General features: G+C 63.9%; 21 protein-coding genes and 5 tRNA genes. 14 read left to right on the top strand and 12 right to left on the bottom strand.

Features of this window, described 5'->3' with window-relative positions; all coding sequences use genetic code 11:
- The first annotated feature begins 33 nt into the window (after positions 1 to 33).
- From HAHE_RS13250 to HAHE_RS13275, 6 genes are all read left to right on the top strand, one after another.
- Positions 34 to 118, top strand: a tRNA-Ser gene (locus HAHE_RS13250).
- A gap of 8 nt (positions 119 to 126) precedes the next feature.
- Positions 127 to 201 (top strand) — tRNA-Lys (locus tag HAHE_RS13255).
- Between the two features lie 8 nt (positions 202 to 209).
- Positions 210 to 286, top strand: a tRNA-Pro gene (locus HAHE_RS13260).
- Between the two features lie 7 nt (positions 287 to 293).
- Positions 294 to 368, top strand: a tRNA-Glu gene (locus HAHE_RS13265).
- A gap of 14 nt (positions 369 to 382) precedes the next feature.
- Positions 383 to 453, top strand: a tRNA-Gln gene (locus tag HAHE_RS13270).
- Positions 454 to 512: 59 nt separating this feature from the next.
- Complete coding sequence (locus tag HAHE_RS13275) at positions 513 to 1,112, top strand: hypothetical protein (protein WP_338685090.1); 600 nt, start codon at positions 513 to 515, stop codon at positions 1,110 to 1,112.
- Between the two features lie 137 nt (positions 1,113 to 1,249).
- Here the strand turns inward: HAHE_RS13275 and HAHE_RS13280 are convergent, their stop codons facing one another.
- From HAHE_RS13280 to HAHE_RS13295, 4 genes are all read right to left on the bottom strand, one after another.
- The gene (locus HAHE_RS13280) at positions 1,250 to 2,209 is read right to left on the bottom strand and encodes a hypothetical protein (protein WP_338685091.1); all 960 of its coding nucleotides are present in this window, start codon (positions 2,207 to 2,209) and stop codon (positions 1,250 to 1,252) included.
- Positions 2,210 to 2,462: 253 nt separating this feature from the next.
- Positions 2,463 to 3,740, bottom strand: a complete 1,278-nt coding sequence (locus HAHE_RS13285) for a hypothetical protein (protein WP_338685092.1) — start codon at positions 3,738 to 3,740, stop codon at positions 2,463 to 2,465.
- 281 nt (positions 3,741 to 4,021) lie between these two features.
- On the bottom strand, positions 4,022 to 5,536 hold the full coding sequence (gene proS, locus HAHE_RS13290; RefSeq protein ID WP_338685093.1) for a proline--tRNA ligase: 1,515 nt from the start codon (positions 5,534 to 5,536) through the stop codon (positions 4,022 to 4,024).
- Between the two features lie 102 nt (positions 5,537 to 5,638).
- Positions 5,639 to 6,919, bottom strand: a complete 1,281-nt coding sequence (locus HAHE_RS13295; RefSeq protein WP_338685094.1) for an argininosuccinate synthase — start codon at positions 6,917 to 6,919, stop codon at positions 5,639 to 5,641.
- Positions 6,920 to 7,152: 233 nt separating this feature from the next.
- On the opposite strand from HAHE_RS13295, the gene HAHE_RS13300 reads away from it, so the two are divergent.
- Together HAHE_RS13300 and HAHE_RS13305 are read left to right on the top strand one after the other, a co-directional pair.
- Positions 7,153 to 7,677, top strand: a complete 525-nt coding sequence (locus tag HAHE_RS13300) for a hypothetical protein (RefSeq protein WP_338685095.1) — start codon at positions 7,153 to 7,155, stop codon at positions 7,675 to 7,677.
- A gap of 41 nt (positions 7,678 to 7,718) precedes the next feature.
- Positions 7,719 to 8,456 carry a sulfite exporter TauE/SafE family protein gene (locus tag HAHE_RS13305; protein ID WP_338685097.1) on the top strand — a complete coding sequence of 246 codons (738 nt, stop codon included), beginning with the start codon at positions 7,719 to 7,721 and terminating at the stop codon, positions 8,454 to 8,456.
- A gap of 4 nt (positions 8,457 to 8,460) precedes the next feature.
- Here HAHE_RS13305 and HAHE_RS13310 read toward each other — a convergent pair whose 3' ends face one another.
- On the bottom strand, positions 8,461 to 9,093 hold the full coding sequence (locus HAHE_RS13310) for a site-2 protease family protein (protein ID WP_338685098.1): 633 nt from the start codon (positions 9,091 to 9,093) through the stop codon (positions 8,461 to 8,463).
- Between the two features lie 116 nt (positions 9,094 to 9,209).
- Between HAHE_RS13310 and HAHE_RS13315 the strand changes: the two genes are divergently transcribed.
- On the top strand, positions 9,210 to 10,511 hold the full coding sequence (locus HAHE_RS13315) for an NAD(P)/FAD-dependent oxidoreductase (RefSeq protein WP_338685099.1): 1,302 nt from the start codon (positions 9,210 to 9,212) through the stop codon (positions 10,509 to 10,511).
- 6 nt (positions 10,512 to 10,517) lie between these two features.
- On the opposite strand, the gene HAHE_RS13320 is transcribed toward HAHE_RS13315, so the two are convergent.
- Both HAHE_RS13320 and HAHE_RS13325 read right to left on the bottom strand, forming a co-directional pair.
- Positions 10,518 to 10,919, bottom strand: coding sequence for a hypothetical protein (locus HAHE_RS13320; protein WP_338685100.1), 402 nt, complete (start codon positions 10,917 to 10,919; stop codon positions 10,518 to 10,520).
- A gap of 5 nt (positions 10,920 to 10,924) precedes the next feature.
- A complete protein-coding gene (locus HAHE_RS13325; RefSeq protein WP_338685101.1) occupies positions 10,925 to 13,633 on the bottom strand; it encodes an SNF2-related protein in 2,709 nt (902 codons plus the stop codon).
- Positions 13,634 to 13,800: 167 nt separating this feature from the next.
- Here HAHE_RS13325 and HAHE_RS13330 point away from each other — a divergent pair, with 167 nt between their 5' ends.
- Positions 13,801 to 15,051, top strand: coding sequence for a HupE/UreJ family protein (locus HAHE_RS13330; RefSeq protein WP_338685103.1), 1,251 nt, complete (start codon positions 13,801 to 13,803; stop codon positions 15,049 to 15,051).
- 2 nt (positions 15,052 to 15,053) lie between these two features.
- On the opposite strand, the gene HAHE_RS13335 is transcribed toward HAHE_RS13330, so the two are convergent.
- Positions 15,054 to 15,413, bottom strand: coding sequence for a hypothetical protein (locus tag HAHE_RS13335; protein ID WP_338685104.1), 360 nt, complete (start codon positions 15,411 to 15,413; stop codon positions 15,054 to 15,056).
- Between the two features lie 209 nt (positions 15,414 to 15,622).
- Here HAHE_RS13335 and HAHE_RS13340 point away from each other — a divergent pair, with 209 nt between their 5' ends.
- Entirely contained in the window at positions 15,623 to 16,549 is a 927-nt protein-coding gene (locus HAHE_RS13340; protein ID WP_338685105.1) for an ornithine cyclodeaminase family protein, read from the top strand.
- On the opposite strand, the gene HAHE_RS13345 is transcribed toward HAHE_RS13340, so the two are convergent.
- On the bottom strand, positions 16,550 to 17,971 hold the full coding sequence (locus HAHE_RS13345; RefSeq protein ID WP_338685106.1) for a hypothetical protein: 1,422 nt from the start codon (positions 17,969 to 17,971) through the stop codon (positions 16,550 to 16,552).
- Positions 17,972 to 18,085: 114 nt separating this feature from the next.
- On the opposite strand from HAHE_RS13345, the gene HAHE_RS13350 reads away from it, so the two are divergent.
- The gene (locus tag HAHE_RS13350; protein WP_338685107.1) at positions 18,086 to 19,192 is read left to right on the top strand and encodes a pyridoxal phosphate-dependent aminotransferase; all 1,107 of its coding nucleotides are present in this window, start codon (positions 18,086 to 18,088) and stop codon (positions 19,190 to 19,192) included.
- Between the two features lie 6 nt (positions 19,193 to 19,198).
- On the opposite strand, the gene HAHE_RS13355 is transcribed toward HAHE_RS13350, so the two are convergent.
- Positions 19,199 to 19,462, bottom strand: coding sequence for a hypothetical protein (locus HAHE_RS13355; RefSeq protein WP_338685108.1), 264 nt, complete (start codon positions 19,460 to 19,462; stop codon positions 19,199 to 19,201).
- A 131-nt stretch (positions 19,463 to 19,593) separates the two neighbouring features.
- Here HAHE_RS13355 and HAHE_RS13360 point away from each other — a divergent pair, with 131 nt between their 5' ends.
- Positions 19,594 to 20,553, top strand: a complete 960-nt coding sequence (locus tag HAHE_RS13360) for a ThuA domain-containing protein (RefSeq protein WP_338685110.1) — start codon at positions 19,594 to 19,596, stop codon at positions 20,551 to 20,553.
- 18 nt (positions 20,554 to 20,571) lie between these two features.
- Positions 20,572 to 21,234, top strand: coding sequence for a hypothetical protein (locus HAHE_RS13365; RefSeq protein ID WP_338685112.1), 663 nt, complete (start codon positions 20,572 to 20,574; stop codon positions 21,232 to 21,234).
- Here the strand turns inward: HAHE_RS13365 and HAHE_RS13370 are convergent.
- Together HAHE_RS13370 and HAHE_RS13375 are read right to left on the bottom strand one after the other, a co-directional pair.
- On the bottom strand, positions 21,211 to 21,615 hold the full coding sequence (locus HAHE_RS13370; RefSeq protein ID WP_338685113.1) for a hypothetical protein: 405 nt from the start codon (positions 21,613 to 21,615) through the stop codon (positions 21,211 to 21,213). The two genes, HAHE_RS13365 and HAHE_RS13370, sit on opposite strands and share 24 nt — an antisense overlap.
- Positions 21,612 to 23,450, bottom strand: a complete 1,839-nt coding sequence (locus HAHE_RS13375; protein ID WP_338685114.1) for a glycerophosphodiester phosphodiesterase — start codon at positions 23,448 to 23,450, stop codon at positions 21,612 to 21,614. The genes HAHE_RS13370 and HAHE_RS13375 overlap by 4 nt, the downstream gene beginning before the upstream one ends.
- Positions 23,451 to 23,547: the final 97 nt, after the last annotated feature.

A 23,547-nucleotide genomic window follows, 5' to 3' on the forward strand; every position in this document is an offset into this window, starting at 1 on the left:
GGGATGGGGTGCGAGTCCCCAGTTCTCCGCTTCGGAAAGTGCCGCCGGCGGGTCGGCAACCGGTCTTGAAAACCGGGGTGGGCATCGCGTCCCAGGGGTTCGATTCCTCCACTTTCCGCATCCCATGGGTTTGTAGCTCAACAAGCAGAGCAGCCGGCTTTTAACCGGCCGACGAAGGTGCGAGTCCTTCCGAACCCACCAAATCCCCACGTGGCGAGGGTGAAACAGACGAGCCGCCGACCTTGGAAGTCGGAGATAGCAGGTGCGAGTCCTGCCGCCGCGACCACTTTCATGCACTTGTCAGCTATGGGTTAGGCTACCGCGCTTTCACCGCGGAGAACCGGGTTCGAGTCCCGGCAGGTGCGCCATTTTCCACAACCGACCCGGTTGGTGTAACAGTCAGCACTCCGCGCTTTGACCGCGGCAGCAGCGGTGCGAATCCGCTACCGGGCATTTCTCCAGGACCCAGGCATGCGGCCTGTGGCTCCAACCAAACCGAACCCCAAACTACCATGTCCGTCGTATGTGTCGTCAGGAAACAGGGGGTGACGGCCATCGCGGCCGACACCCAGAGCACGGCCGGCTCGACCAAGAAGCCGGCCTCCTACAAATCCGAACCCTCGAAAATCATCCCTGCTCACGGGAACTTGCTCGGTGTTGTCGGCTACTGCGCGCACCAGATGGTGATCCGCGACCTGATCGGTCGGAAGCCGGAGCTATTCCGGTTCACGAACCCGGACGAGATCTTCCGCGACCTGCAGAAGGTCCACGAGATCCTGAAGGACGAGTATCACCTTCAGACTTCGGAAGGGGGCTGCGGGCAGCCGTATGAGTCGACCCAGCTCAGCTTCTGTGTCGCGACTCCGGACGCGATCTACGAGATCGACAGCTACCGCGAGGTGACCGAAATCGAGCGCTTCTGGGCGATCGGCTCGGGCAACGAGTACGCGCTGGGCGCGATGCATGCCGCCTATGACTGCGAGTGGCTCGACGCCCGCGAGATCGCCGAGGCCGGAGCGCGTGCCGCCGCCTGCTTCGACATCTACTGCGGTGAGCCGATCGAGTCGCAGGTGCAGTCGAAGAAGTCGAAGAAGCGCGCCGTGGCGCGCTGAGGGCGGCTGTCATTCGGGAATGATCACCCAATGGGGGGCGTAATTGCTGCCGCAGGCGGACCGCGCGAGCCCACTCGCGCCCCGGAACCCCGGCGAATCGAATGCGCGGTCGGAGCCGCGCGGTCCGCCTGCGGCGCCTAAGTCTTGGCGTGGATCTTGTGCCGTTGCCATCCGATGGCAGATACCATAATTCCGAGAACTGCTCCGGAGCTGACGAGTATCCAAGTGGGAAGTCCGAGCCTCTTTGGGACGAGATACGAGTTGCCGATGTTGTGAAAAGCCGAAGTCGGATCGGGTTGGTGTCTTTCAAGAGCCAGACTGGCTGTCAGCACGCCCAGCGCGGCCGTGGCCTCGAGAAGATTCGCTTCCGGGTCGTCGTAGCCGTAGCATCCGGTGTCCTCAGGAAGATCGGGGGGCGAAGCCTCGACTTGCTGGATTTCGGTGGCCAGTTCGGTGAGGCGTAGCCGCTTCCGAAGTCGCATCGCTTCAATCTCTTCCGCAAGATCAGTCGCGACCCCGTCCTGAATGGCGTTCAACGTGAGCAGAAGGGGATGGCCGTCGGAGAGTCCTTTTGACCTGAGATTGGCGATGTCGAACCTCGTATGGAGCAGCTGAGTTTCGAGAACACGAAGGTGATGACCCGCAGGTTGGATGGCTGAGGCATAGGACACCAAGCCATCACCGGCGGATTGCTCAAGGCATTCGATCTGGTTCGCAAGGAGTCGTTCTTCGTTCCTCAGTTTCAGCAGGGCTGCTTCTTTCTCTTCCTTAGCCTTTTCGAATGGGCGGTTCCTTTCGATCTGCGTAAGGACTCGTCTCTCTTCCCGGACGCGCGCTCTCTGTGCGGTCACCGCGGCTTCGAGCGTCTGACGATTTGTGGTGATGGACGCTGCCAATTGCGATCGGAAGTTGCGCTCCACTGCTTCGCAGATGGCTACGGCATCCCCCGCATCGTCGGCCACCACCCGAAGTTCGATGACTTGGGAGTGGGGAGATAGCTCGATTTCGACGTGCCGGTTGAGCCGTGCAACCGCAGCTTCAAGGCCAAGATTCCACCGGTCTCTCAGTTCCAGTTGGGTGACAATGCGGTCGAGCAACTCGGCGGACTTGAGAGGTTCCCCTGCTACGACCGAGTCGGTCGGGATGTTTCTGAGGAGCAGAGTACTACATTCGTAAGCTGGAGGAACCAAGAGTGCGACGCTCCAGCCGAGGAGGGTCCCGCAAAGGAGCCCGGTCAGACAGCGCGTCAACGGTCGCGGGTTTGCAGATGTGGGACTTCGCTCGGACACTTCCTTGTCTGCGGCTTGGGTTCCGGGGCGGGAGTGGGCTCCCGCCGTCCGCCTGCGGCGCCTACTCGTCCTCGTCCTTGGAGAAGGCGTTGAGGATCGGGATGAGGAAGAGGGGGGCGATCAGGCCGAGGAGGATTCCGCCACCGCCGCCGATGGCGAGGGTGAGCGGGATGTTCGGGGAAACCGGGCGTTCCGGCTCGACGGGGTCAGAGTGGACGATCACCGGGTCTTCGGTGATGCGGCGCTGCATCTCTTCGGAGATGAGCTTGATCTTAAGTTGCTCGAGGAGCGATTGCGCGGCGTCGAAGTCGGACTTTGCTTCTTCGAAGGACTGGCGGGGCCGGGTAAGTGGCAAGACGAGACCCTCTTCCGGGGGATTTCTCTCCCTGAGTCTTTCGGCCTGCTCCTTGGTCAGCGCGAGCTGTGCCCGGAGGGTTTCACGGAGCGCGACGACCCCTTGGTCGAGGTCGGCGCGGAGTTCTTCGACGATCTTGGTTTGCTGCTGAACCGTCGGATGGCTGTCGCCAAGGCCGCCTTGCTTCAAGGCTTCCAACTGCCGCTTCGCGTCGAGCCACTGAGGGTGGAGGGTGCGAACGACGTTTTCCGGAAGGTTCAGCCCTGCTGCGTAGGTGACGAGCTGCCCGCCGTCATAAAGAAGCAGGGTCTCAATCTGGCTCTCAAGCTTGATGCGCTGCGACTCGAGCAGGGCGTAGCGTTTGGCAGCTTCCGCCGCTCCATCGGCCGGTGTGTTGGTGCTGTTTCGCGTGGTGAGGATCTTTTCATTCCGGATCATCTGAGTCAGAACCTTCCGCCTTTCCTCAACCAGATCCTCCTGCGAGCGCACGGCTTCCCGAAGGTCCTGCATCGCCGCGTCGGAACGGGCGTATTCGAGTTCCCTCCGCCGTTCGCGGTAGGCGTCGCACACAGCGTTATTGATCAGGATCGCATCCTGTGGGCTGGAGGCCCGCGTCTTGATCTCGATCAGGTCGGTGCCCCGGATGTTCTCCGTGGAGATCATGCCCTGGAGTTGCTGTCTGGCGGCGGCTGGCGAAACACCCCAGCGGTTGGTGAGGTCGAGATCCTCGATGACCATATCGAGGGTCCTCGTCGCGCGGATGACTTCGAACTCGGTCGGGAAGAAGGTGGCGCTTCCGGTCGGGGCAGGAGTGATGGTGCCCGGAACCACCAAGGCCGACGGGTTCACCGGCCGGACCTGAACCGTCGCCGTCGACTCGTATTTTTTGGGCTGGATGTAGGCGAAAACACCGGCGCCGAGCAGTCCGAGTGCCGGAAACACAATGAGGGTGACGGCGAACACCCATCCGAATCTTTGGAACATGCGGGCACGCTGAGTCAATTCACTTTGTGACACAATGTAAAAGTGGGGGGTGGTGGAATTTGAGGAAGGGAAGGACCGCGCGAGCCCACTCGCGCCCCGGAACCCTGGCAAATCGATGCGCGAGTGGGCTCGCGCGGTCCGCCTGCGGCCAAGACTCGGTTTCGGGGCGTGGCTGGACGTCGAGATGGTGCGCGGAATTCAGTCCGCTTCGACGGTCCGAATCAGCGGACTGAAGTCCGCGCACCCTTGGGCGAGCTGGAGCTCGCGGTCCATCGGGAAGCTCAGTAGCTGCGGCCCCAGAGAGCGCGTTGTTTGGTCGGCTTGCCGGTCAGGATGCACGCGGCCTCGTCGCCCTCCTGCTGGTCGAGCGGGAGGCAGCGGATCGTGATCTTGTGCTTCTTGCTCAGCTCGTCCTCTTCCTCGGGGCTGCCGGCCCACGGGGTCATCAGCCAGCCGGGGTTGTCCTGCGACCAGTGGGCATGGAAGGCATCCAGGTCCGTGCAGTCCGCGATGTTGGCGTCGCGGAATTCGGTGGCCCTGTGCAGCAAGGTGTCGTGGATCTCGTTGAGAATGTCGGGCGCGCGCTGGATGAATTCCTCCTTGTCGAGGAACTCCTTGTCGTTTGAAGGACGATCGCGGCGGCTCATGCAGACCTTGCGGCTCTCGACGTCGCGCGGGCCGATCTCGATCCGGATCGGCGCGCCCTTCTTGACCCACTCCCACTTCTTGCCTTTCACGTCACGGTCATCGACGTGCACGCGGAGTTTCTCGCCGTGGAAGTCGAGGTCGTTGCGCAGCGTGTCGGCCAGCGCATGGCAGCTCTCAAGTACGGCTTCCCTCGTATCCTCCTTCGGCGTCACGGGAATGATCACGATCTGCTGCGTGGCGACGCGCGGCGGCAGGACCAGTCCGTCGTCGTCCGAGTGCGCCATGACCAGCGTGCCGATCATCCGCGTGGAAACGCCCCACGAGGTGGTGTGGGCGTGTTCGACCGTGCCTTCGCGACCGGTGAAGGTGATGTCCTGGGCGCTCGAGAAGTTGGTGCCGAGGTAGTGCGAGGTGCCGGCCTGGATGGCCTTCTTGTCCTGCACCATCGCTTCGACGGTCAGGGTGATGTCGGCACCGGGGAAGCGTTCGTTCTCGGTCTTCTCGCCGGGGATCACCGGGATCGCGAGGTGGTCGCGCAGGAAGTCGGCGTAGAGCCTGTGAATCATCCGCGTCTCCTCGATCGCCTCGTCGGCGGTTTCGTGGGCGGTGTGGCCCTCCTGCCACAGGAACTCGGCGGTGCGCAGGAACAGGCGCGGGCGCATTTCCCAACGCATCACGTTGGCCCACTGGTTGATCAGCAGCGGCAGGTCGCGGTAGCTCTGGATCCAGCGCGAGAAGGCGGCGCCGATGATGGTCTCGGAGGTTGGACGGATGACATACGGCTCGGCGAGTTCGCCGGTCGGAATCATCTTTGTCTTGCCCGTCTCCTCGTCCTTGACCGTTTCGAGACGGTGGTGCGTGACCACCGCGCATTCGGTCGCGAAGCCTTCGGCGTGCTCGGCTTCCTTCTCGAGGTAGGAAAGCGGGATGAGCAGCGGGAAGTAGGCGTTCTGGTGGCCGGTCTCCTTGAAGCGGCGGTCGAGCTGCTGCTGGATCAGTTCCCAGATGCCGTAGCCCCACGGTTTGATGACCATGCAGCCGCGCGTCTCAGAGTTCTCGGCCATGTCGGCGGCCTTGATGACCTGCTGGTACCATTCGGGAAAATCCTCGGCACGGGTCGGGGTGATGGCGGTCTGGGGTTTGGACATGGGAAGAGGTGCTCTGTGAGCAGTGATCGGTGATCAGTGGAAGGAATACGCCGCTGAGCGACGACGCTGGAGGCGGTCGGGCTGGGGCGCCCGACCCTGCCTTTACTTCTGGCGGGCGTTGGCCTTGAGGCGGAGGGCGTTGAGGGCGATGAAGCCGGTGGCGTCGTCCTGGTTGTAGGCTTCCTCCTGACCGCCTTCCATGGTGGCGACGTGTTCGTCGTACATGCTGTGCGGGCTGCGTCGGCCGGCCTGCATGACGTTGCCCTTGTAGAGTTTCACGCGGACTTCGCCGGAGACGGTCTTCTGGCTCTCGGTGACCAGTGCCTGGATCGCCTCGCGCTCGGGAGCGAACCAGAAGCCGTTGTAGATGAGCTGGGCGTATTTCGGAATGAGCGTGTCGCGGGTGAGCTGGAGTTCGCGGTCCATAACCAGCGTTTCGAGGTCGCGGTGGGCGGCCATCAGGATGGCGCCACCGGGCGTCTCGTAGATGCCGCGGGACTTCATGCCAACGAAGCGGTTCTCGACGATGTCGATACGGCCGATGCCGTGTTTGCCGCCGAGCGCGTTGAGCACCCGCATCACACCGTAGGGCGTGAGCAGCGTGTAGCCGTCCTTCTCGCCCTGCACCTCGAAGTCGCCGAGCTCGGCGATGAGTTCGGCAAGGCCTTCGGTCTGCAGGCCGATCACGTTGCCCTTTTCGAAGAGGCACTGGAGATACTGCGGAGCGTCGGGTGCGTCCTCCGGGGAAACGGAGAGCACGTACATGTCCTTGTCGTCCTCGCCGGTGGCATCGTGCCAGACATCCTCGAGAGCGCCGGCCTCGAAGGAGATGTGCAGGAGGTTGCGGTCCATCGAGTAGGGCTTCTTCATGGAAGCCTTCACCGGGATGTTGTGGGCCTCGGCGTAGGCGATCATTTCGGCGCGTCCGGGGAACTGCTTGCGGAACTCGGCGTCGCGCCACGGGGCGATCACCTTGATGTCCGGAGCGAGCGCGGCGGCGGAGAGTTCGAAGCGCACCTGGTCGTTACCCTTGCCGGTGGCGCCGTGGGCGATGGCGTCGGCGCCTTCCTTGATGGCGACATCGATCATGCCCTTGGTGATGCACGGGCGGGCGATCGAGGTGCCGAGGAAGTAGCGGCCCTCGTAGAGCGCGTTGGCCTGGAACATCGGGAAGATGAAGTCGCGGGCAAACTCCTCTTTCTGGTCGTCGATGTAGCACTTCGAGGCACCGGTGCTGAGCGCCTTGGCCTCGAGGCCGTCGAGTTCCTCGCCCTGTCCGCAGTCGGAGCAGTAGGCGATGATCTCGGCGTTGTACTTTTCCTTGAGCCAGAGAAGGAGGACGGAGGTGTCGAGTCCCCCGGAGTATGCGACGACGATCTTCATGTCGGGGCGAGGGGTAGGGCGGAAATGCCGGATTTCAAACCTCAAAATTCGGGATCGGCTCGGGGATTGAAGGTAGGGACGAGCGCCCCCGCTCGTCCGACGCTTGCAGTGGGTGCGAGGCTGTCCCTTCCCTCACGGACGAGCGGGGGCGCTCGTCCCTACCTTCGGTGCTACAAAAGGACGATCCGGTTCCCATGGGCGGAATCCGCGGGTCGGAGGATGATGTCGGGGCCATGAATACGCCCAATGCGCTGCAAAGGAACCTGCGCGGGATTCCTTCCTCTCCGGTCCCCTTCCGGGGGAGCGGCAAGCATCGCCGGCCGCGTCGCGAGTCCGGCTACACCCCCAGCGTGAAGCTGGTGACGGGGTCCGTCCCTTCGGATGCGGATTCGAAGCTGAAGCAACTGGTGTCGGTGCACCCGGTGGAGAGCGAACTCGTGACCCGCTCCGCCCAGGTGAGTTGGGTGGTCGGAACCGCCATGGGTTCGGTCGCCGCGCTGCTGGTGCTTTACATGTGGATCGAAGGAATCATCGGAATCGTCGGTCAGCTCACGAATGCCGTCTGGCACTCGAATGACGGCGGTGCCTTCGTGCTCGCGCTCTATGGCGTGCATCTGCTGGGAATTCCGGGAGCGGCTTTGGCGCGCGGACGATTCCAGATCGGTGTTTACGCGATCGCCGCATTCTGGATCAGCGTGCTCGGTTCGATCCCGATCGTTTACGTGCTGAACCAGCTGTTCTGGATCTTCCTCGGGTGAGCGCGCTTGCGATGCTCCGGCACGCTCCTTAGGTAAGGGGCGTGCTAGAGGGACCGGAGGCATGGACGCTGGCGCTGGCGGCGGCGTTTTTCATCGGGGTGGCGAAGGCCGGGTTCAGCGGCACCTCGCTGCTCTCGGTGGCGATCTTCACCCACCTGCTCGGCGCCAAGGCCCAGGCAGGCTTTGCGCTGCCGTTGTTGATCATCGCCGATCTGCTGGTCTATCCGGCCTTCCGCAAGCACGGCTCGTGGAAGGACGTGTGGCGGCTTTTGCCCGCGACCCTGGTCGGGCTCGGGATCGGTTGGTATCTCCTTGGAACCGTGCCCGAACCGGTGGCGAAGCGGATCATCGGGATCTCGATCCTCGTGCTGCTCGCGTTGCAGTCGCTACGCGTGCTGCGGCCCGGGGTGCTGGAGAAAATCGCCGAGCATCGGGCATTCGGCACCGGCGCCGGGGTGGCGGCGGGCGTGACCACCATGCTGGCGAATGCCGCCGGGCCGGTGTTCCAGCTCTACCTGCTGTCGAAGCGGGTGCCGAAGATGGAGCTGATCGGGATCGGCGCGCGGTTTTTCCTGCTGGTGAACCTGATCAAGGTCCCGCTGAACCGGAACCTCGGTCTGATCGACTCGCAGACGCTCTACACCAACCTGCTGCTCGCCCCGGCGATTGTGGCCGGGATTTTGTTGGGCAAGAGCTTGTTGCAAAAGGTCCCGCAGCGGGTCTTCGAGTGGATGATCATCGGCTTCGCGGCCTTGGCGGCGCTGCGGATGCTCATCTGACGAACTAACGCCGGAACTGCTGCAGCTCCTGCCAGTTCTGATAGGCCATCAGGCCGAGGAAAATCGGGAACAGGAAGCTCTTCATGAGGAAGAACATTCCCAAGGCGACTGCGATCGCGGCGACCAGGCTGATCTGCAGGGCGAGCACCCGTTTCGAAGGGCCCAGCAGCGCGGCGACGAGGCGGCCGCCATCGAGGGGAATCACCGGGACCAGATTGATCACCGCCCAGAAGATGCTGATCACCATGCCCCAGAAGACGAACATCTTGGCGGCGGTGGTCGGCAGGGGGACGAAGGCGTAGATCGCGAAGAATACCAGCCCGAGCAGAATCTGGATGGCGGGGCCGGCGGCGGTGACGAGGAAGTCCTGCTTCCGCGTGAAGGCGTTCGCCGGAAAGCTGGCGAAGCCGCCGAATGCCATCAGCGTGATCTGGGTGGGGGCACCGAACGAGCGTCCGGTCAGGGCGTGTCCGAGCTCATGGACGAGCACCGAGACGAAGCCGGCGAGCACGAACAGCGCGACGCTCAGGACGTCCTCGCGGCCGTCGATTCCGGTGGCGCCTCCGAGCAAGGCCAAGGTGATCCAGAACCACGGCTGGACGTTGACCGGAATGCCGAAAAGGGAGAAACGAAGCATGTGGAGGCGAATTAAGCAGGATTCGGGGCGGCGGCAATGCCGGGTGACCCGGCATCGTTCCAAACGGGGGATTGCGGGGACTTGCGCGAGCGGCGCGGGCGCGATACGGAGGCGGCGTGAAGAAGCCGGTGGACGTTGCGATTGTCGGGGCAGGCCCCGCAGGCTGCACGCTGGGCGCGCTTCTGGCGGAGAGGGGCTTTCGCGTGGTGGTTTTCGACGATGCCAAGCGGCCGGATCTGCTGGTCGGTGAGTCCTTGCTGCCAACGGTGGTCGACCTGATGCGAAGGCTGAAGATCGAGGACCGGGTGAAGGAGTTTTCCCAGTTCAAGCCCGGTGTGGCGTTCATGCATCGTGGCGGTCTGCGGCTCGATTTCCTTTTCCCCGAAGGCGTGCTCGGGAAGACGCCGAACTACTCGTACAACATCCCGCGACCGGAGTTTGACAACCTGCTCCGGACCCGTGCGGAGGAGCTCGGAGTCGAGTTCGTGACGCGTCGGGCAAAAGTGGAACGCGGTGAGAACGGTCGTGAGGTGCAACTTGATGCCGAGACCCTCGAGGCGACACCGGAACTCGGTGGCGAACACCCGAAGCTGCTGGTCGATTCGACCGGCCGGGCGCGGCTCTTCGCGAGGGCGCTGGAGCTGTCGGCGAAGCGCGGAGGACGGAGCGATGTCGCTTACTTCGCCCACTACGAGAATTTCGAAGCCGAGAGCATGGTCGACGGGCAAGTGGTGCTCTCGATCCTCGAGCACGGTTGGTCGTGGCGGATTCCGCTGCCGGGCCGTCTGTCGGTCGGTGTGGTGCTCGACACCAAGGCCGCCAAGGCGCACGGAGACACGCCGGAAGAGCGGCTCGAATCGATCATCGATGCCGAGCCCATCCTTCGCGAAGCCGGCAAGGGCCGGAAGCGGGTCACCGACGTGATGACCTACACCAACTACCAGCTGATCTCCGAACGCGGGCACGGCCCCGGTTGGGTGGCGGTCGGGGATTCCCACGGATTCGTCGATCCGATGCTTTCGCCGGGCCTGTTCATGGCCATGCACATGGCGGACGCGCTGGACCGTCGTGTGTTCAAGAAGGGACCGGCGGTCCTCGACCAACCCGAGCGGCTGGCGTCGGGCTTCGCCAAGGTCGAGGCCGAGATGCTCGACTGGCACGAGGCATGGGGAGAGATCATCAACTACTTCTACGACGGCCGCATGTTCTCGATGTACGAAGGCGGCTCCAAACTCCGCGAGCTCTACAAGAAGTGGGCGCTGCCATCCCTGATGGAAAAGCACATGAGCAACCAGATCACGCGGATGGTTTCAGGCGTGAGCACCCGCAGCCGCTACGGCCGCGGTCTGGTCGCCTACGGCACCAAGCACCTGACTTGGAATACCGAGCCGCCGGAGTTCTACGCGGTCCTCGCGTGAGCCGCATCACGGCCCGACATCGAGAAGGACCGTTTGCAGCGGCAGATAGATGGCGAAGGCGCTGAGGCCGGCGATGAGCAGGAGAAAGACGAGGAAGGTCAGAATGGTTCCCCTGACCGGCTCGCCGCGGATCGCCCGGACGAAGAGATAGACGGCGAAAAACAAGCCGACCGCGATCAGCATCGTGCCCGGAAGTCCGAGGAACGCGACGGTGAGCCAAGGCAATTCGGCTGCCTCCATTTCTTCGAAGATGCGCGCGAACTTCGAGCGGACGACAAGGAGCGTCGAGAGAACGAGGACCACCGGAAGCGACGTGCAAATCGCCACGAGCCGCAACTTGTCGATCCCGATATCCTCGAGTGACTCGACGTGCGTGGCTTCCGGAGTCCGGTAGGGGTTCTCGGCCATCAGCCTCAAGTTCGCCAGATCACGCGCAAGCTGTCGAGTCGGAGACGCGGGGAGGTGAGGGCCTGCAGGGTCTCGTCGAGGAAGTGCTCGAGGCCCGCGATTTCGTCGGGCGTCACCTGCGGATTGCGGGCGGCGAGGTCCTTGAGACGGTCGATGTCGTGGCGGATCCGCGACTCGGCCGCTTCCCGGGCTTTGGCCAAAGGCTCCTCGGTGCGGGCCTCGGCGAGTGCGCGTGCCTGCTTGATCATCTCGGGGAAGATGCCGTTGCGGAAGGCCGGTTGGGTGACGAGCCGGCGGGCGTCGCCAGGCAGCAGCATCGCGGGTTTGGGAGCCTCGGTGAGGTCCTTGCCCTGATGGTCCAGCGCGACGCGGATCGCGGTCGGCGGGAGGAAGCGGTCGAGGTGCAGCCGCCCGGGCGCGAGCGTTTCGAGGATAAAGCACGCCTCGAGCAGGATGCCCTTGCCGAGACCGCTTTCCCATCGCGCGAAGGTCGCGTTTCCCGTTTCGGAGGTCAGGAAATGATCGACCGATCCGCGCACCATCGGGTGGTCGGCGGTGAGCAATTGAAGGTCTTCACGGGCGAGCGCGGTCTCGCGGTCGAAGGTCGCGGAGATCCCGTCGTCCGGCAGGTCGGCGAAGGCTTCGCTGAGACGCTGGCCGCGGGCGAGCTGGTAGGTGCGGGTGCTGAGGTCGGAGACATCGAGACCGAGGCGGTCGAAGAGCCGGATGACGAAGCGCTCGAACGACGCGTCCTCGTCGTGTTCTTCAATCTGCTCGATCAGTCCGGCCGCGACTTCCGGAGCCGGCGCGCTCAGTTCAAGCAACCGGTCATGGCCGGAGTCGAGCTGCTCGGCGACCTCGCCGCAGCGTTTGCGGCTCTTCTTGAGAAGTTTGTCGAAAGCCGCCGCGTCGAGCGACTGCATCACTTGGTCAAGTTCCGGCAGCAGTTCCTCGGCGAGGGTCGTCGCGCCGCGCAGCGGGTGCGAAAAGGCATCGAGCCCCTCGTGCAACCATCGCGCCTGATACTCGGACGCGCTGCCGACACCGTAGGGAACATGGATGTGGATCGTGCCGGTCTGGCCGATCCGGTCGAGGCGCCCGATCCGTTGCTCGAGCAGTTCGGGATCACGAGGCAATCCGAACAGCACGAGGTGTCGCGCGAACTGGAAGTTCCGTCCCTCGCTACCGATCTCCGATGACATCAGGATCCGTGCGCCCGCCGGATCGGCGAACCACGCCGCGTTGCGGTCGCGCTGGATCAGTGACAGGTCTTCGTGGAAGAGCGCCGACTCGACATGGATTTCCTCCAGCAGCTTTTCCCGCACCGCGATGGCGGCTTCGGGGCTGCCGGTGATGAGCAGAACCTTTTCGTCCTCGGGCAGCGATCTCAGCAAGGATGCCAGCCACGAATACGGCGACTCACCCTCCTCCAACGGATGCAGGTGCGGTTCGCGACCGGGGAAGCCGGTCAGCTGGCGCCGGGTGTTGCGGAACAGCACGCGGCCGGTGCCGAAGCCGTCGATCAGTTCGGACACCAGTTCGTCGCGCGCCGTTTCATCGCCACCACGCAGGCGGTCGAGCAGCGAGCGGGTGGCAGGCGAGTGTTCCGCGATGGCGTCGAGATCCTCCGGCATCCCGCCCGACTTCAGAGCCTCGACCGTCTCCGCCAGCGGTGCGTAGGCCTCCGCTTCTCCGAGAAAGGCGGCGAGGTCGCCGTAGCGATCGGGATCGAGCAGGCGCAGTCGTGCGAAGTGTCCTTCGGGACCGAGTTGCTGCGGAGTCGCGGTGAGCAGCAGCAGGGACGGCGTGGTGGCGGCCAGCGCTTCGACGACCGCATACTCCGGCGAGACTTCGTCCGGCGACCATTCGAGGTGGTGGGCCTCATCGACGATCAACAGGTCGAAGCCGGCGTCGCGCGCCTGCTTGGCCCGTTCCGGGCTCTCGGCGAGCAGGGGCACCGGGGCGAGGATCAGCTGCGAGTCGGAGAACGGGTTCGCCTTCGGTTGGTGTTCGGTGATTGAGCGGCAGCGGGCCTCATCAAAGATCGCGAACAGCAGGTTGAAGCGGCGCAGGAGCTCGACGAACCATTGGTGGATCAGCGGCTCGGGAACGAGGATCAGGATGCGTTCCGCGCGACCGGTCAGATGGAGGTGCTGAAGGATCAGGCAGGCCTCGATGGTTTTGCCGAGACCGACTTCGTCGGCAAGCATTACGCGTGGATGAAGCCGCGAGCAGGCTTCGGAAACGATCGCCAGCTGGTGCGGGATGAGGTCGATCCGCGCGCCGCAGAAGCCGCGCACCGGTGAGCGTCGGATTCGCGTGTTCCACTTCAGCACCCGGCGCCGCAGGTCGAACTCGCGATAATCGTCGCACAGGCCGGCGAGCAACCGCTCTTCCGGCGAGGTGAAGCTGAGCGAGTCGAGCAGGTCACCTTCGTCGACCGGGGTATCGGCACCTTCGTAGTGGAGGATGCCGTCGGTTTCGGTGACACCGGTCACGGTGAACTCGGCGCCTTCGCGGGCGGCGATCCGGTCGCCGGGTTTGAAGCGGACCCGGACGAGCGGCGCGTTCTCCAGCGCATAGAGCCGCGTCTCCTCGGCGGCGGGGAAGACAATCTGCACGCGGCCGTGCGGGACCTCGACCACGACGCCGAGTCCGAGGGCGGGCTCGGAGGTCGAGATCCAACGTTGTCCGGGTCGCGGCTGCTGCTGCATGGGGGCGCTGTGTTAGGCGGCTCGGCGGACCGGGGAAAGGGAAATGCGGAACTTATGTCCGTCGCTCAGAATGCACGGTGTCCGGTGATCGCCCTGAGAGGACACGGGGATCATCTTCGGCCTGCGTCGCACGATGAGAGGATTGGCCGAAAGGCTGGAGTGGGCTCGTGCGTCCCTGTCGTTGCATGGAAATGGCGGAGCGGATCATCGGGCGGGCGGCCATCTGGCTCGTGATGGGTTGGCTGTCGGTCGGTTCGGTTTCGGCGCACTCGATGGACCAGGTGAATGCCGAGATCCAGTCATCGCCCTCCAGTTGGGAAGCGACGGTTTGGATCGATGCATGGGCGGCCTATCCCGAAGACGGTGCGAAGGTGCCGCCGGGCCAGCCGGGCGATCCGAACAGCGCGGGCAAGGAGTGGCTCGCAACTCTGGATGAAGCGGATTTCACCGCGATGCGTGAGAGGCTGTCCGTTTTCATGAAGGAGAGCCTGGTGCTCACCCTGAATGGAGAACGTCTCGATTTCTCGATGGCCTTCCCGGGTTTCGAATCGGTGCCTCCTGAGCTGGAGCTCAATCGGGATGGCAATGCCGTGGTCCAAATCGAGTTGCAGGGCGATTATCCGGCCGGTGACGGCGGGGCGCTGGAGTTGGTCTGGAAGGACCCGGAGGACCAACCGCTGACGATCGATGTCGTCATCCCGAGGGAAGGAAAGCCGCCGGCTCGACGCGTGATGCGGATCGCCCCGCACGACGATCCCATCGGGTTGCTTGAAATCGATCCGGTCGCGGGTCCTAAGAAGTCGGAAGAAGTGGCGCTGTTCGGTTGGATTGTTGCCGGCTTCGAGCACGTCCTTCCTCTGGGACTCGATCACATCCTGTTCATCCTCGGCCTGTTTTTCCTGAAGCCGAGAATCCGCCCCCTGCTTTCTCAGAGTCTTGCCTTCACCCTGGCGCATTCCATCACGCTTGCATTGGTGGTGCTCGGGGTCTTCACGATCAACCCGCGCTTCGTCGAGTCGATGATCGCGCTGAGCATCGCCTACGTCGGCATCGAGAACCTCTGGGTGCGCGAACTCAAGCCCTGGCGGGTGTTCTTCGTCTTCGCGCTGGGTCTGCTGCACGGGATGGGCTTCGCCTCCGTGATGCAGGAACTGGAATTGCCGAGTGATGCGCTTCTCGTTCCGTTGGTCGGCTTCAACGTAGGTGTCGAAGTGGCGCAAGTCGCCGTGCTGGCAATCGCATTCGCCGTGTGGCTGATTCTCGCCGCAATCGTGCGCAAGCAGGTCCGTGCGGACGGACCCGATGCCGTCGACCAAGCGGTTCAGAAGCGGATGCGTCCGGTCGCCGTGGTGGCTTCCGCGGCGATCGCGCTCGTCGGTCTCTACTGGACCTTCGAGCGTGCTTTCGGCTGGGGCTGAGCTTACCTGCGCGGCGGCCCGCCGATCATGCGGAGGGTCACGACCGAGTCAGTGCCGAGCCGGAGCTTGCAGGGGCCGGAGACGACGAACGGCTGGCGCCAGCCGACTTCGACTTCTCCGGGGTAGTCCTCGCGACGCGACTCCCAGACACGGAAGTCCTTGCGATACGGGCGGACCCGCAGATCACGCGATGACCATGTCGAGTCCTTGACCGACAAGTACGACGGCTCCGACACGGAAACGATCAGGGCCGTCTGACCTTTCTTCAGTTCGATCTCGTCGCCGATCTTCGAGAGCGTCGCCCAGTCCGACGCAAGGGCGGCTGTCGCCGTCAACAGGAGGGTAAGTAGGGGGATTTTCATCACTACAACCGTCTCGTCCGGATGGAGTTCTGCAAATAGATATCGGACACTCCGTTTGAAAGATGCTCAACCGGCGGAGTCATTCTCGGTTTGGTGGATTTCGGCATTCTCGGAGCACATCCGCTGCAGGCCGGATCGGATGGGGAGCCGGGCGGGCGGAATGGATTCCGGCGGTTGACGGGAAGCCGGAGATCCGTTTGTACCGGGGCATGAGAATTTTTTCATCGGAGGACGTCGAAGCGGCCCTTTCCTACCCGGACTTCATCGGAAAACTGGAGCAGGCCTTTGCCAGCGACTTCACCATGCCCCCGCGTCAGGTGCTGCCATTGGCACCCGGTGAAGGTCACGATGCCTTCGCGATGCTGCCCGCTTGGAATGACCGGGTGATTGCCCTCAAGGCGTTCACGTATTTCCCCGAGAACCGTCCCCCGCACGCGTCGCTGTACTCGAAGATCCTCGTCTTCGACCGTCAGCATGGCGCGCCGCTGGCGTTGGTCGATGGCACCTCGGTCACCTACTGGCGCACTGCGGGGGTGTCGGCACTGGCGTCACGCTTCCTGTCCCGCGATGACGCATCGACCCTTCTCATTCTGGCAACCGGCAAGCTGGTGCCTTATCTGATCCGCGCGCATGCGAGTGTCCGCCCGCTGAAGCGGGTGATGATCTGGGGACGGAATGCGGAGAAAGCCCGCAACCTGGCGAGCGCCCTCGATTCGGAGATCGAGGGCGTCGAGATTGTCGGTGTCGAGGCCATCGAACCGGCCTGCGAGGTGGCGGATATCGTGGTGGCGGCGACCGGTTCGCCGGACATCCTGCTGTGCGGCGACTGGATCCGTCCGGGCACTCATGTCGACTGTCTCGGAAACCACCACGCCGACAAGCGGGAGTGCGACACCGATCTGGTTCTCAAGTCGCGGGTGTTTGTCGACACACGCGCCAACTGTTTCAAAGAGGCGGGCGAGATCCTTGTCCCGGTCACCGAGGGAGTCTTCGATCTCGACCGGGTCGAAGGCGAACTTGCCGATCTCTGTCGCGGTTCGGCCCAGGGACGGAAGACCGCAGAAGAGGTGACCTTCTTCAAGTCCGTCGGTTGCGCGCTCGGCGACCTTGCCGGGGCGCTTGCGGTGGTCTCCTGATCACGGATCGGTTCTCTGCATGCGCAGGAACAACCGCCCGGATCCGGAAGGCATCTGATAGGTGCGGCTGCCGCTGGTGCTCGGCCCGGAAGTGTCACTGAAAACGGTAACGCCCAGAGTGGCGGCGTCCGGCCAGCTCACAAGGTCGGTGCTGGCGAGCAGTTGGAGGTCGTAGCCTTGATCCAGCGCGGCCCCGTTGAGCGGTATCTCAAGTGTGATGGCGCCGCCGTTGGCCTGTGGCACGATCAGCGAATCGCTTGCCAGTGGATCGAGCCCGAGGAGGAACTCGAAGACATTGTCGAAAGGATCATCGTCGTGGTTCGCTCCATCCGGAGTCACTCCGTGAAACGCGGCCCATGCGGATAGGGCGTCCCCACCTTCGCTCAGGCGGATGTCGTCGTAGATGATGTTGCCGCCCCGGTCGGTGACGGTGGAACGGATCTCGACAGTCAGGCTGCCGGTGCTGTCGGCGAGCATCGGCACTTCCCTGATTTCATATCCATCGTTCCAGTCTTGGTCGATGGTTCGGACCAAATCGGCGACGATGCGGCCGTTCGAGAGGAGTTCGCCGGTCATGTCGTCGGTTCCCCAGTAGATGTGACGGGCGTGCTCGAAGGACAGTGTGTAGACGGCGCCCGGAACGAGTCCGGTAACGGTCTGGGCGATGCCGCCGGGACCGTGACCGCCGACGTCCAATGCCCGGCTTCCTTCGGCCACCGTGATCGAGCCGCTGGCGAACAGCACATCCACATTTTCCTGAGTGACCCGCCAGCCGGGCAGGGCGAAGCCGGAGACGTGCGGGTTGTAGTCGGGGCCCGCATTGCACGGATCTCCCGCAGCGGGGGCCAGCGTGCTTTCGAATCCGCCGTTGACCAGCTGCCGGCCGCCGCGTGCGTCCGTCATGACGTCGAGCGACGCCCACGGTGCCGATGGCGGCAGCGGCGTCGTGCCTGAGGTCACCGAAAAGCTATCGACCCGGAATCCCTCGCTGGCGGAGTCGAGCGTCTCCACCCGCAGGGTCGCGGTGGCGGATGCCGGAACGAACTCGAAGACGTTGCAACTCACGAACTCGTTTTCCTTGCCGTAAGCGGTGTCGTTGCTCTGCCCGTTGTGGATCGTGGCGATCTCGATCCCGTCGATCGTGATGGCGGCGTGGGACAGGACGTTGCTGCTTTCTGTGGTGTCCTGATACGCGAAGGAGAGCAGGTGGGGTTGGCCGGGGGTCAAGCCGGTCACGGCCTGCTCGATCCAGCCGCCTTGCAGATCGACGCTTTTGAGCCCCTCGTGGACATCGGTCGTCTCAATCGCGACGCCTGAATGCGTCCATCCGTCGAGATCGCTTTCGAAGCCCGGATTGACGATCACCGGGGCCGCGGTCGCGAGCCTGGCCAGCAGGCAGGGGATGACGGGAAGGAAACGCAAGGGGAGTGCGAGGAGGGGGTGCGGGCGCAGAATATCAGCGGAAGCCGGTGATGCCACTCCGCGATAGCGGGGGACGGACTGGTCAAGCGGCGCGCGACATGGCAGAGAGCGGACATGTCCAGACTCGCCCAACGTACCAACCGCATCGATGCCTCCGGAATCCGTCGCGTCTTCGATCTGGCGAGGTCGATGAAGAATCCGATCAACCTTTCGATCGGCCAGCCGGACTTCGACGTGCCGCCGGAAGTCAAGAAGGCGGCCCACGAGGCGATCGATGCAGGGCGCAATGCCTACACCCCGACCCAAGGCGCCGCGGAGCTGCGTCAGGTTCTGTTCGAGGAGGAGAAGGAATTCACCGGTCGCGAGTGGAGCGAGTCGGAACTGCTGGTCACCTCGGGCGTCAGCGGCGGACTGTTCCTGGCACTGCTCGCCTTGGTGGAGGAGGGCGACGAGGTGATCGTGCCCGATCCGTATTTCGTGATGTACAAGCACCTCGTCCGATTGTTCGGCGGGAAGCCGGTCTATCTCGACACCTACGGCAGCAATTTCGGGGTCGATCCCGAGCGGTTGGAGTCGCTGATCACTCCGAAGACGAAGTTGCTGCTCCTCAATTCACCCGGCAACCCGACCGGCCGGATTTTCTCCCGTGAGGAGCTTGAGGGCATCGCCACCGTGTGCCGGAAGCATGGCGTGCTGGTGGTCAGCGACGAAATCTACCGACGCTTCGCGTATGTCGAAATGGTCTCGATGGCCGAGATCTACGAGGACACGCTGGTGCTCGCCGGCCACTCGAAGGCATACGGGATGACCGGTTGGCGGCTCGGCTACGCCTGTGGTCCGGCCGACGTGATCCAGGCGATGACCAAGGTGCAGCAGTACAGTTTCGTGTGCGCGCCGGCGGTCACGCAATTCGCCGCGCTGGCGTGCCCGCAGGTCGACCTGCATCCGTACATCGATGCCTACCGCGACAAGCGCGACCTGATGGTCGGGATTCTCGGTGAGCATTTCGAGATCGGTCCGCCCGACGGGGCCTTCTACCTGTGGGCAAAGGCACCGGACGGACACACCGGGACGAGCTTCGTCGAGCAGGCGATCGCCAACAACGTGCTCATCATCCCGGGCGGGGTGTTCAGCGAGCAGGACACGCACTTCCGCATCTGCTACACCGTTCCCGACGACAAGCTTCGGGAAGGCGCGGAAGTTCTGTGCAGGTTGGCCTGAGGCCGATCACCAACGGTGACCGCGGGGCACGTAGTAACGGCGTCCGCCGCGGTAGTAGCAAGGGCGTCCGCCGTAGTAGTAAACGTCGTTGCCGCGGTAGCTGCGTCCGGCAGCCACACCGAGTGCGGCGGCGCCGGCGGCGATTGCGGCCGCTCCGCCGGGGCTGACCGATTGGACCGGATTTCCGTACTGGTCGTAGGTCGTCATGCACGAGTTGGTGGTCACGGGCATCAGGGCGACGGCAGCGAGAGTGAGGATTTTGTATTTCATGATTCTAAGGATTGGAACGAATTGAGCGCTTACATATTCAATCCGATCCCGGGGGATGGCTAGGAGGAAAAGTGTTTTCGTGACGATCGGGGCTGGAAGGACGGCCGATTCGCGGCGTAAGAATCAGCCCCATGACCGTTCCCAAATTCCTGATGTCCATCGGCTTGTCGGTGCTTGCTGCCAGTCCCTTCGCCGCGGCCGAGACCACGAAGATCGTCTTCATCGCGGGCAACCGCAGCCACGCTTCCGGCGAGCATGAGTTCCGCGCCGGGAGCATGCTTCTCGCCAAGGCCCTCAACGAGCAGAGCGGGCTGGACGTGAAGGCCGAGGTGGTCGGTGTCGAGTGGGCGAAAAACAAGGAGGTCCTCGATGGCGCGGACGGCATCGTCATCTACTGCGATGCATCGAGCGCGATCCAGGGCGAGTGGGAGTATCTCGACGGACTCGCGAAGAAGGGGACCGGCATCATGTGCATGCACTACGCCGTGCACCCGAGCAAGGAGATGGCCGACAAGTACCAGCGCGGCTGGATCGGCGCCTGCCATGAGGACAACTGGTCGGTGAACCCGCACTGGCTGGCGGAACTGGAAGTGATGCCCGGCCACCCGATCGCCCGCGGGGTGCCCGGGAAGTTCGAGAGCTTCGACGAATTCTACTACCACATGCGTTTCCTCGATGACCGCGACAAGGTGCTCGACCTGGTGACCGCGGTGCCGACCCGCGAGCGGATGAAGCGCTACATCAACATGTGGAACTGGTACGGAGCCGATGGCATGGGCAAGCCGCAGACCCTGATGTGGGGCATCGAGCGCGAGGACGGCGGACGCGGTGTCGGATTCACCGGCGGTCACTACCACCAGAACTGGGCGATCGATTCGTTCCGCACGGTGGTGCTCAACGCGGTCGTCTGGATGGCGGGCATGGATGTCCCCGAGGCCGGCGTGAATTCCAAACCGCTCACCGAAGACGAGCTGAACGCCAACCTCGACAAATACAACAAGCCGAACCCGCGGATCCCGCTGCCGGACCTCGAGAAGTTCCGCGCGATGAAGCCGGCTCCGATTCCGCACGAGCGGGAAAAGAAGCCCTGAGGGGTTTGCGGCGATCGGATGAAGCCGACCACGACCTTGGCGAGTTGTCGTTCACCCGACGGCTCGCCGATGGTGCTGCAGGAGCACGACGGCGACCACTTCCTCAAGATTGGCGGCGTCACTTTGATGAGCACCATCGCCACCGCATCCGAGGAGCGGATGGCGGAGCTGGCCTGCGAGCGAAAGCCGCGACGGGTTCTGATCGGCGGGCTCGGGTTCGGGTTCACTCTGCGCAGGGTGCTCGAAATCGGCGGCCCGGACGTGTGTGTGACGGTTGCCGAGTTGCTGCCGGAAGTCGTCGAGTGGAACCGCGAGCACCTGGGAGAGGTGAATGGCGCCTTGCTGGATGACCCGCGGGTCGAGGTGCGGGTCGGAGACGTGGCGGAGTGCATCGACCGGGCCTCCGGTGGCGGCTTCGATGCGATCCTGCTCGACGTCGACAACGGCCCGGACGGGCTGGTCCAGGGCGACAACGACAAGCTCTATGGTCGCGACGGTCTGCGTCGGGTGAAGTCGGCGCTCGCCAGCCGCGGGAGGGTCGTCTTCTGGTCGGCCAATCGCGACAAGGCGTTCGCCCGCGAGCTGGGCCGTCATTTCCGCCGGGTCGATTCAGTCGGCGCGAAGGCCTACCCGCAGGCCAAGCGGTTCACCCACACGCTATTCGTCGCCGACCGGGACTAGCGGTGCATCGTCAGGGCGTACCGGCATCGTCGGCAGACCCGGATCGAGCGAGGTGGGTCCCTCGATCGGAGTGCCGTCGCCGAAAGTCGCACCGCCGCTGCCGAAAGACGGACTGCCGCCGAAATCGCCCCCGGAGCCCGACAGCGAAGGTCCGCTGCCCCTCGATGCGCTTTCGCGCGCCTCGCGCCCGCGTTCTTCGGCCTCTTTCCGCTGCTTGCGCTTCTCCATCGCCTCGCCCGGTGCCTTGAAGGCCGCTTCGGTGACCTGCGCCGTGCCTCTCGCCAGTCCTCCCGCCACCCGGACCGGTGCCTGCAGAAGCTTGCAGGACGGGAGGATGGTGCAGCACAGGGTGGGGATCGCGAACTTGAGGAGTCGGTTCATTTGGAAAGATGGGCCTCGAGCTGGCCGAAGCGACCTGCGAGGTCGATGAGCATCCGCTCGCTCGGGTTCAGGTCCGAACGCGCCGCCTTGACCCGGCGGGCGACCCGCGGCCGGTCGGTGATCAGTCCGTCGGCACCACGGCTGATGACCGACGACATGACGATCGGTTCGTTGACCGTCCACACGTAGATGTCGATGCCGGCCTTCTCCGCGCGACGGACAAGTTGGGTGCCCAGCGCGCCTTGGCCGATGCCGAGGAAATCGACATCCAGCTGCGACAGATCGCCGATGTTGACAGTGGTCAGCAGGCCGATCGGCCACTCCGGGTGCAGCTTGCGGATCTTCTTCAGTCCGTCCTGCTCGAAGGTCATCAGCATGACCTGCTCCGACATGCCGCTGGCCTCGACGATCGAAACCACGCGTTCCTCGAACTTCTCCTCGCCGCCGTAGTACTTCAGTTCGATCAGCACGCCGATCTTGTCGCGGCAGAGCTCGAGGACCTGGCGAAGGGTCGGCGTCCGCTGGTCGCTGAACTTCTTGTCGAACCACGACCCGATATCGGTATCCGCCAGCTCCTCGTCGCTCGCTTCCCGCAGACGCGACTCGCTTCCCGAGATGCGGCTGAACGACTTGTCATGGAACACGTAGATCTCGCCGTTCCGGTGTTCCTGCACATCGATCTCGACCCAGTCGGCACCGGCATCGATCGCCGCCTGCACGGCGGCCAGCGTGTTTTCCGGGGCTTCCGACGAGGCTCCGCGGTGGGCGATCACCAGTGTCGGCCGATCCTTTTTCAGGTCTTCCAGCCAGTCGTAGGTGTGCAGGGCGGTGAGGCCGAGGATCACGACCGCGGCGGCGATTCCGATCTGCCACGGGAGTCGCGACTTGCGCGGCTCATCGGGGGCGGTTTCGGGTTTCCGGTCGTGCCCGGTCCGGATGAAGAGGCGTGTATGATAGAGCGCGAAGAAGGCGATGAACAGGAAGTGGATGAGGAATCCGATGCCGGCGGACAGGCCGAGGATCACGGCGAACAGCAGTGAAATCAGGCCGACCCGGTGTTCGGCGAACTCCGCGCAGTAGAGGAGGAGGGGCGGCCACGGAAGATTCGCGGCGGCCATCAGCAGGGGCGGGAGAACGACCCAGAGCAGCAGCGAGAAAAACAGCTTCACCCGTTTGCCGGCGACGAGCCGTTTGCTGTGGATCCGCGCCTTGGCCGGCGTCTCGTTCCGGAAAAGCACGAGCGGCAGCGCATGGAGCCAGTCGATCGTGTGGCGGATCAGGACGAACAGCATCGCGACCGCCAGCAGGAGGGTCAGTGCCACTGCCAGCAGGAACTCCGGCGGCTGCTCGATGATGTAGTACGATATATCCCGTTGCCGGAGCTGCAGGTAGAGCACCCCGATGATCAGCAGGAGGAAGGGAAGGGCCAGCGCGGTGGTTTGAAGGATGAAGCGAAGCGACAGCAGCGTGACGCTTCGGATGTGCCGTGCGACGAAGATGAGGCAGGACAGCGCCCGCGTGTCGCCACCGTGGACTCCCCGGTGGGCGGCCACGAGCTGGGCCGCATAGCCGAACAGCAGAACGGTCAGCCACGCCGCCGCCACGAGGATCATCAGCAGCACGCCGCCGGGGCTGAGCAAGGTCTCGGCAATGTCGGTATCATTGATCACCGGGCTGCCCGATGCCCGGACCGCCAGACTGGTGAATCCGGAGAGGAACGGGCCGGCGAGCGCGGCGCCGATCAGAAGGACAGCAAGCTGCAGCACGAACATCGAGCGCCAGGTTGCCCTGAACAGTCGCCACAGACCGGGTGTCGCGGGCGCTTCCTCCTCCATGGCGGCCAGTTTGGGGCATCCGTCCGTTGAGTCACGCCGATAGCGAGGGAAACCGGATGATCAGCGGAGTCGAAGATCCCTCAAAAGATCAAAAATG

This window comes from Haloferula helveola (assembly GCF_037076345.1).
Taxonomy (GTDB): domain Bacteria; phylum Verrucomicrobiota; class Verrucomicrobiia; order Verrucomicrobiales; family Akkermansiaceae; genus Haloferula; species Haloferula helveola.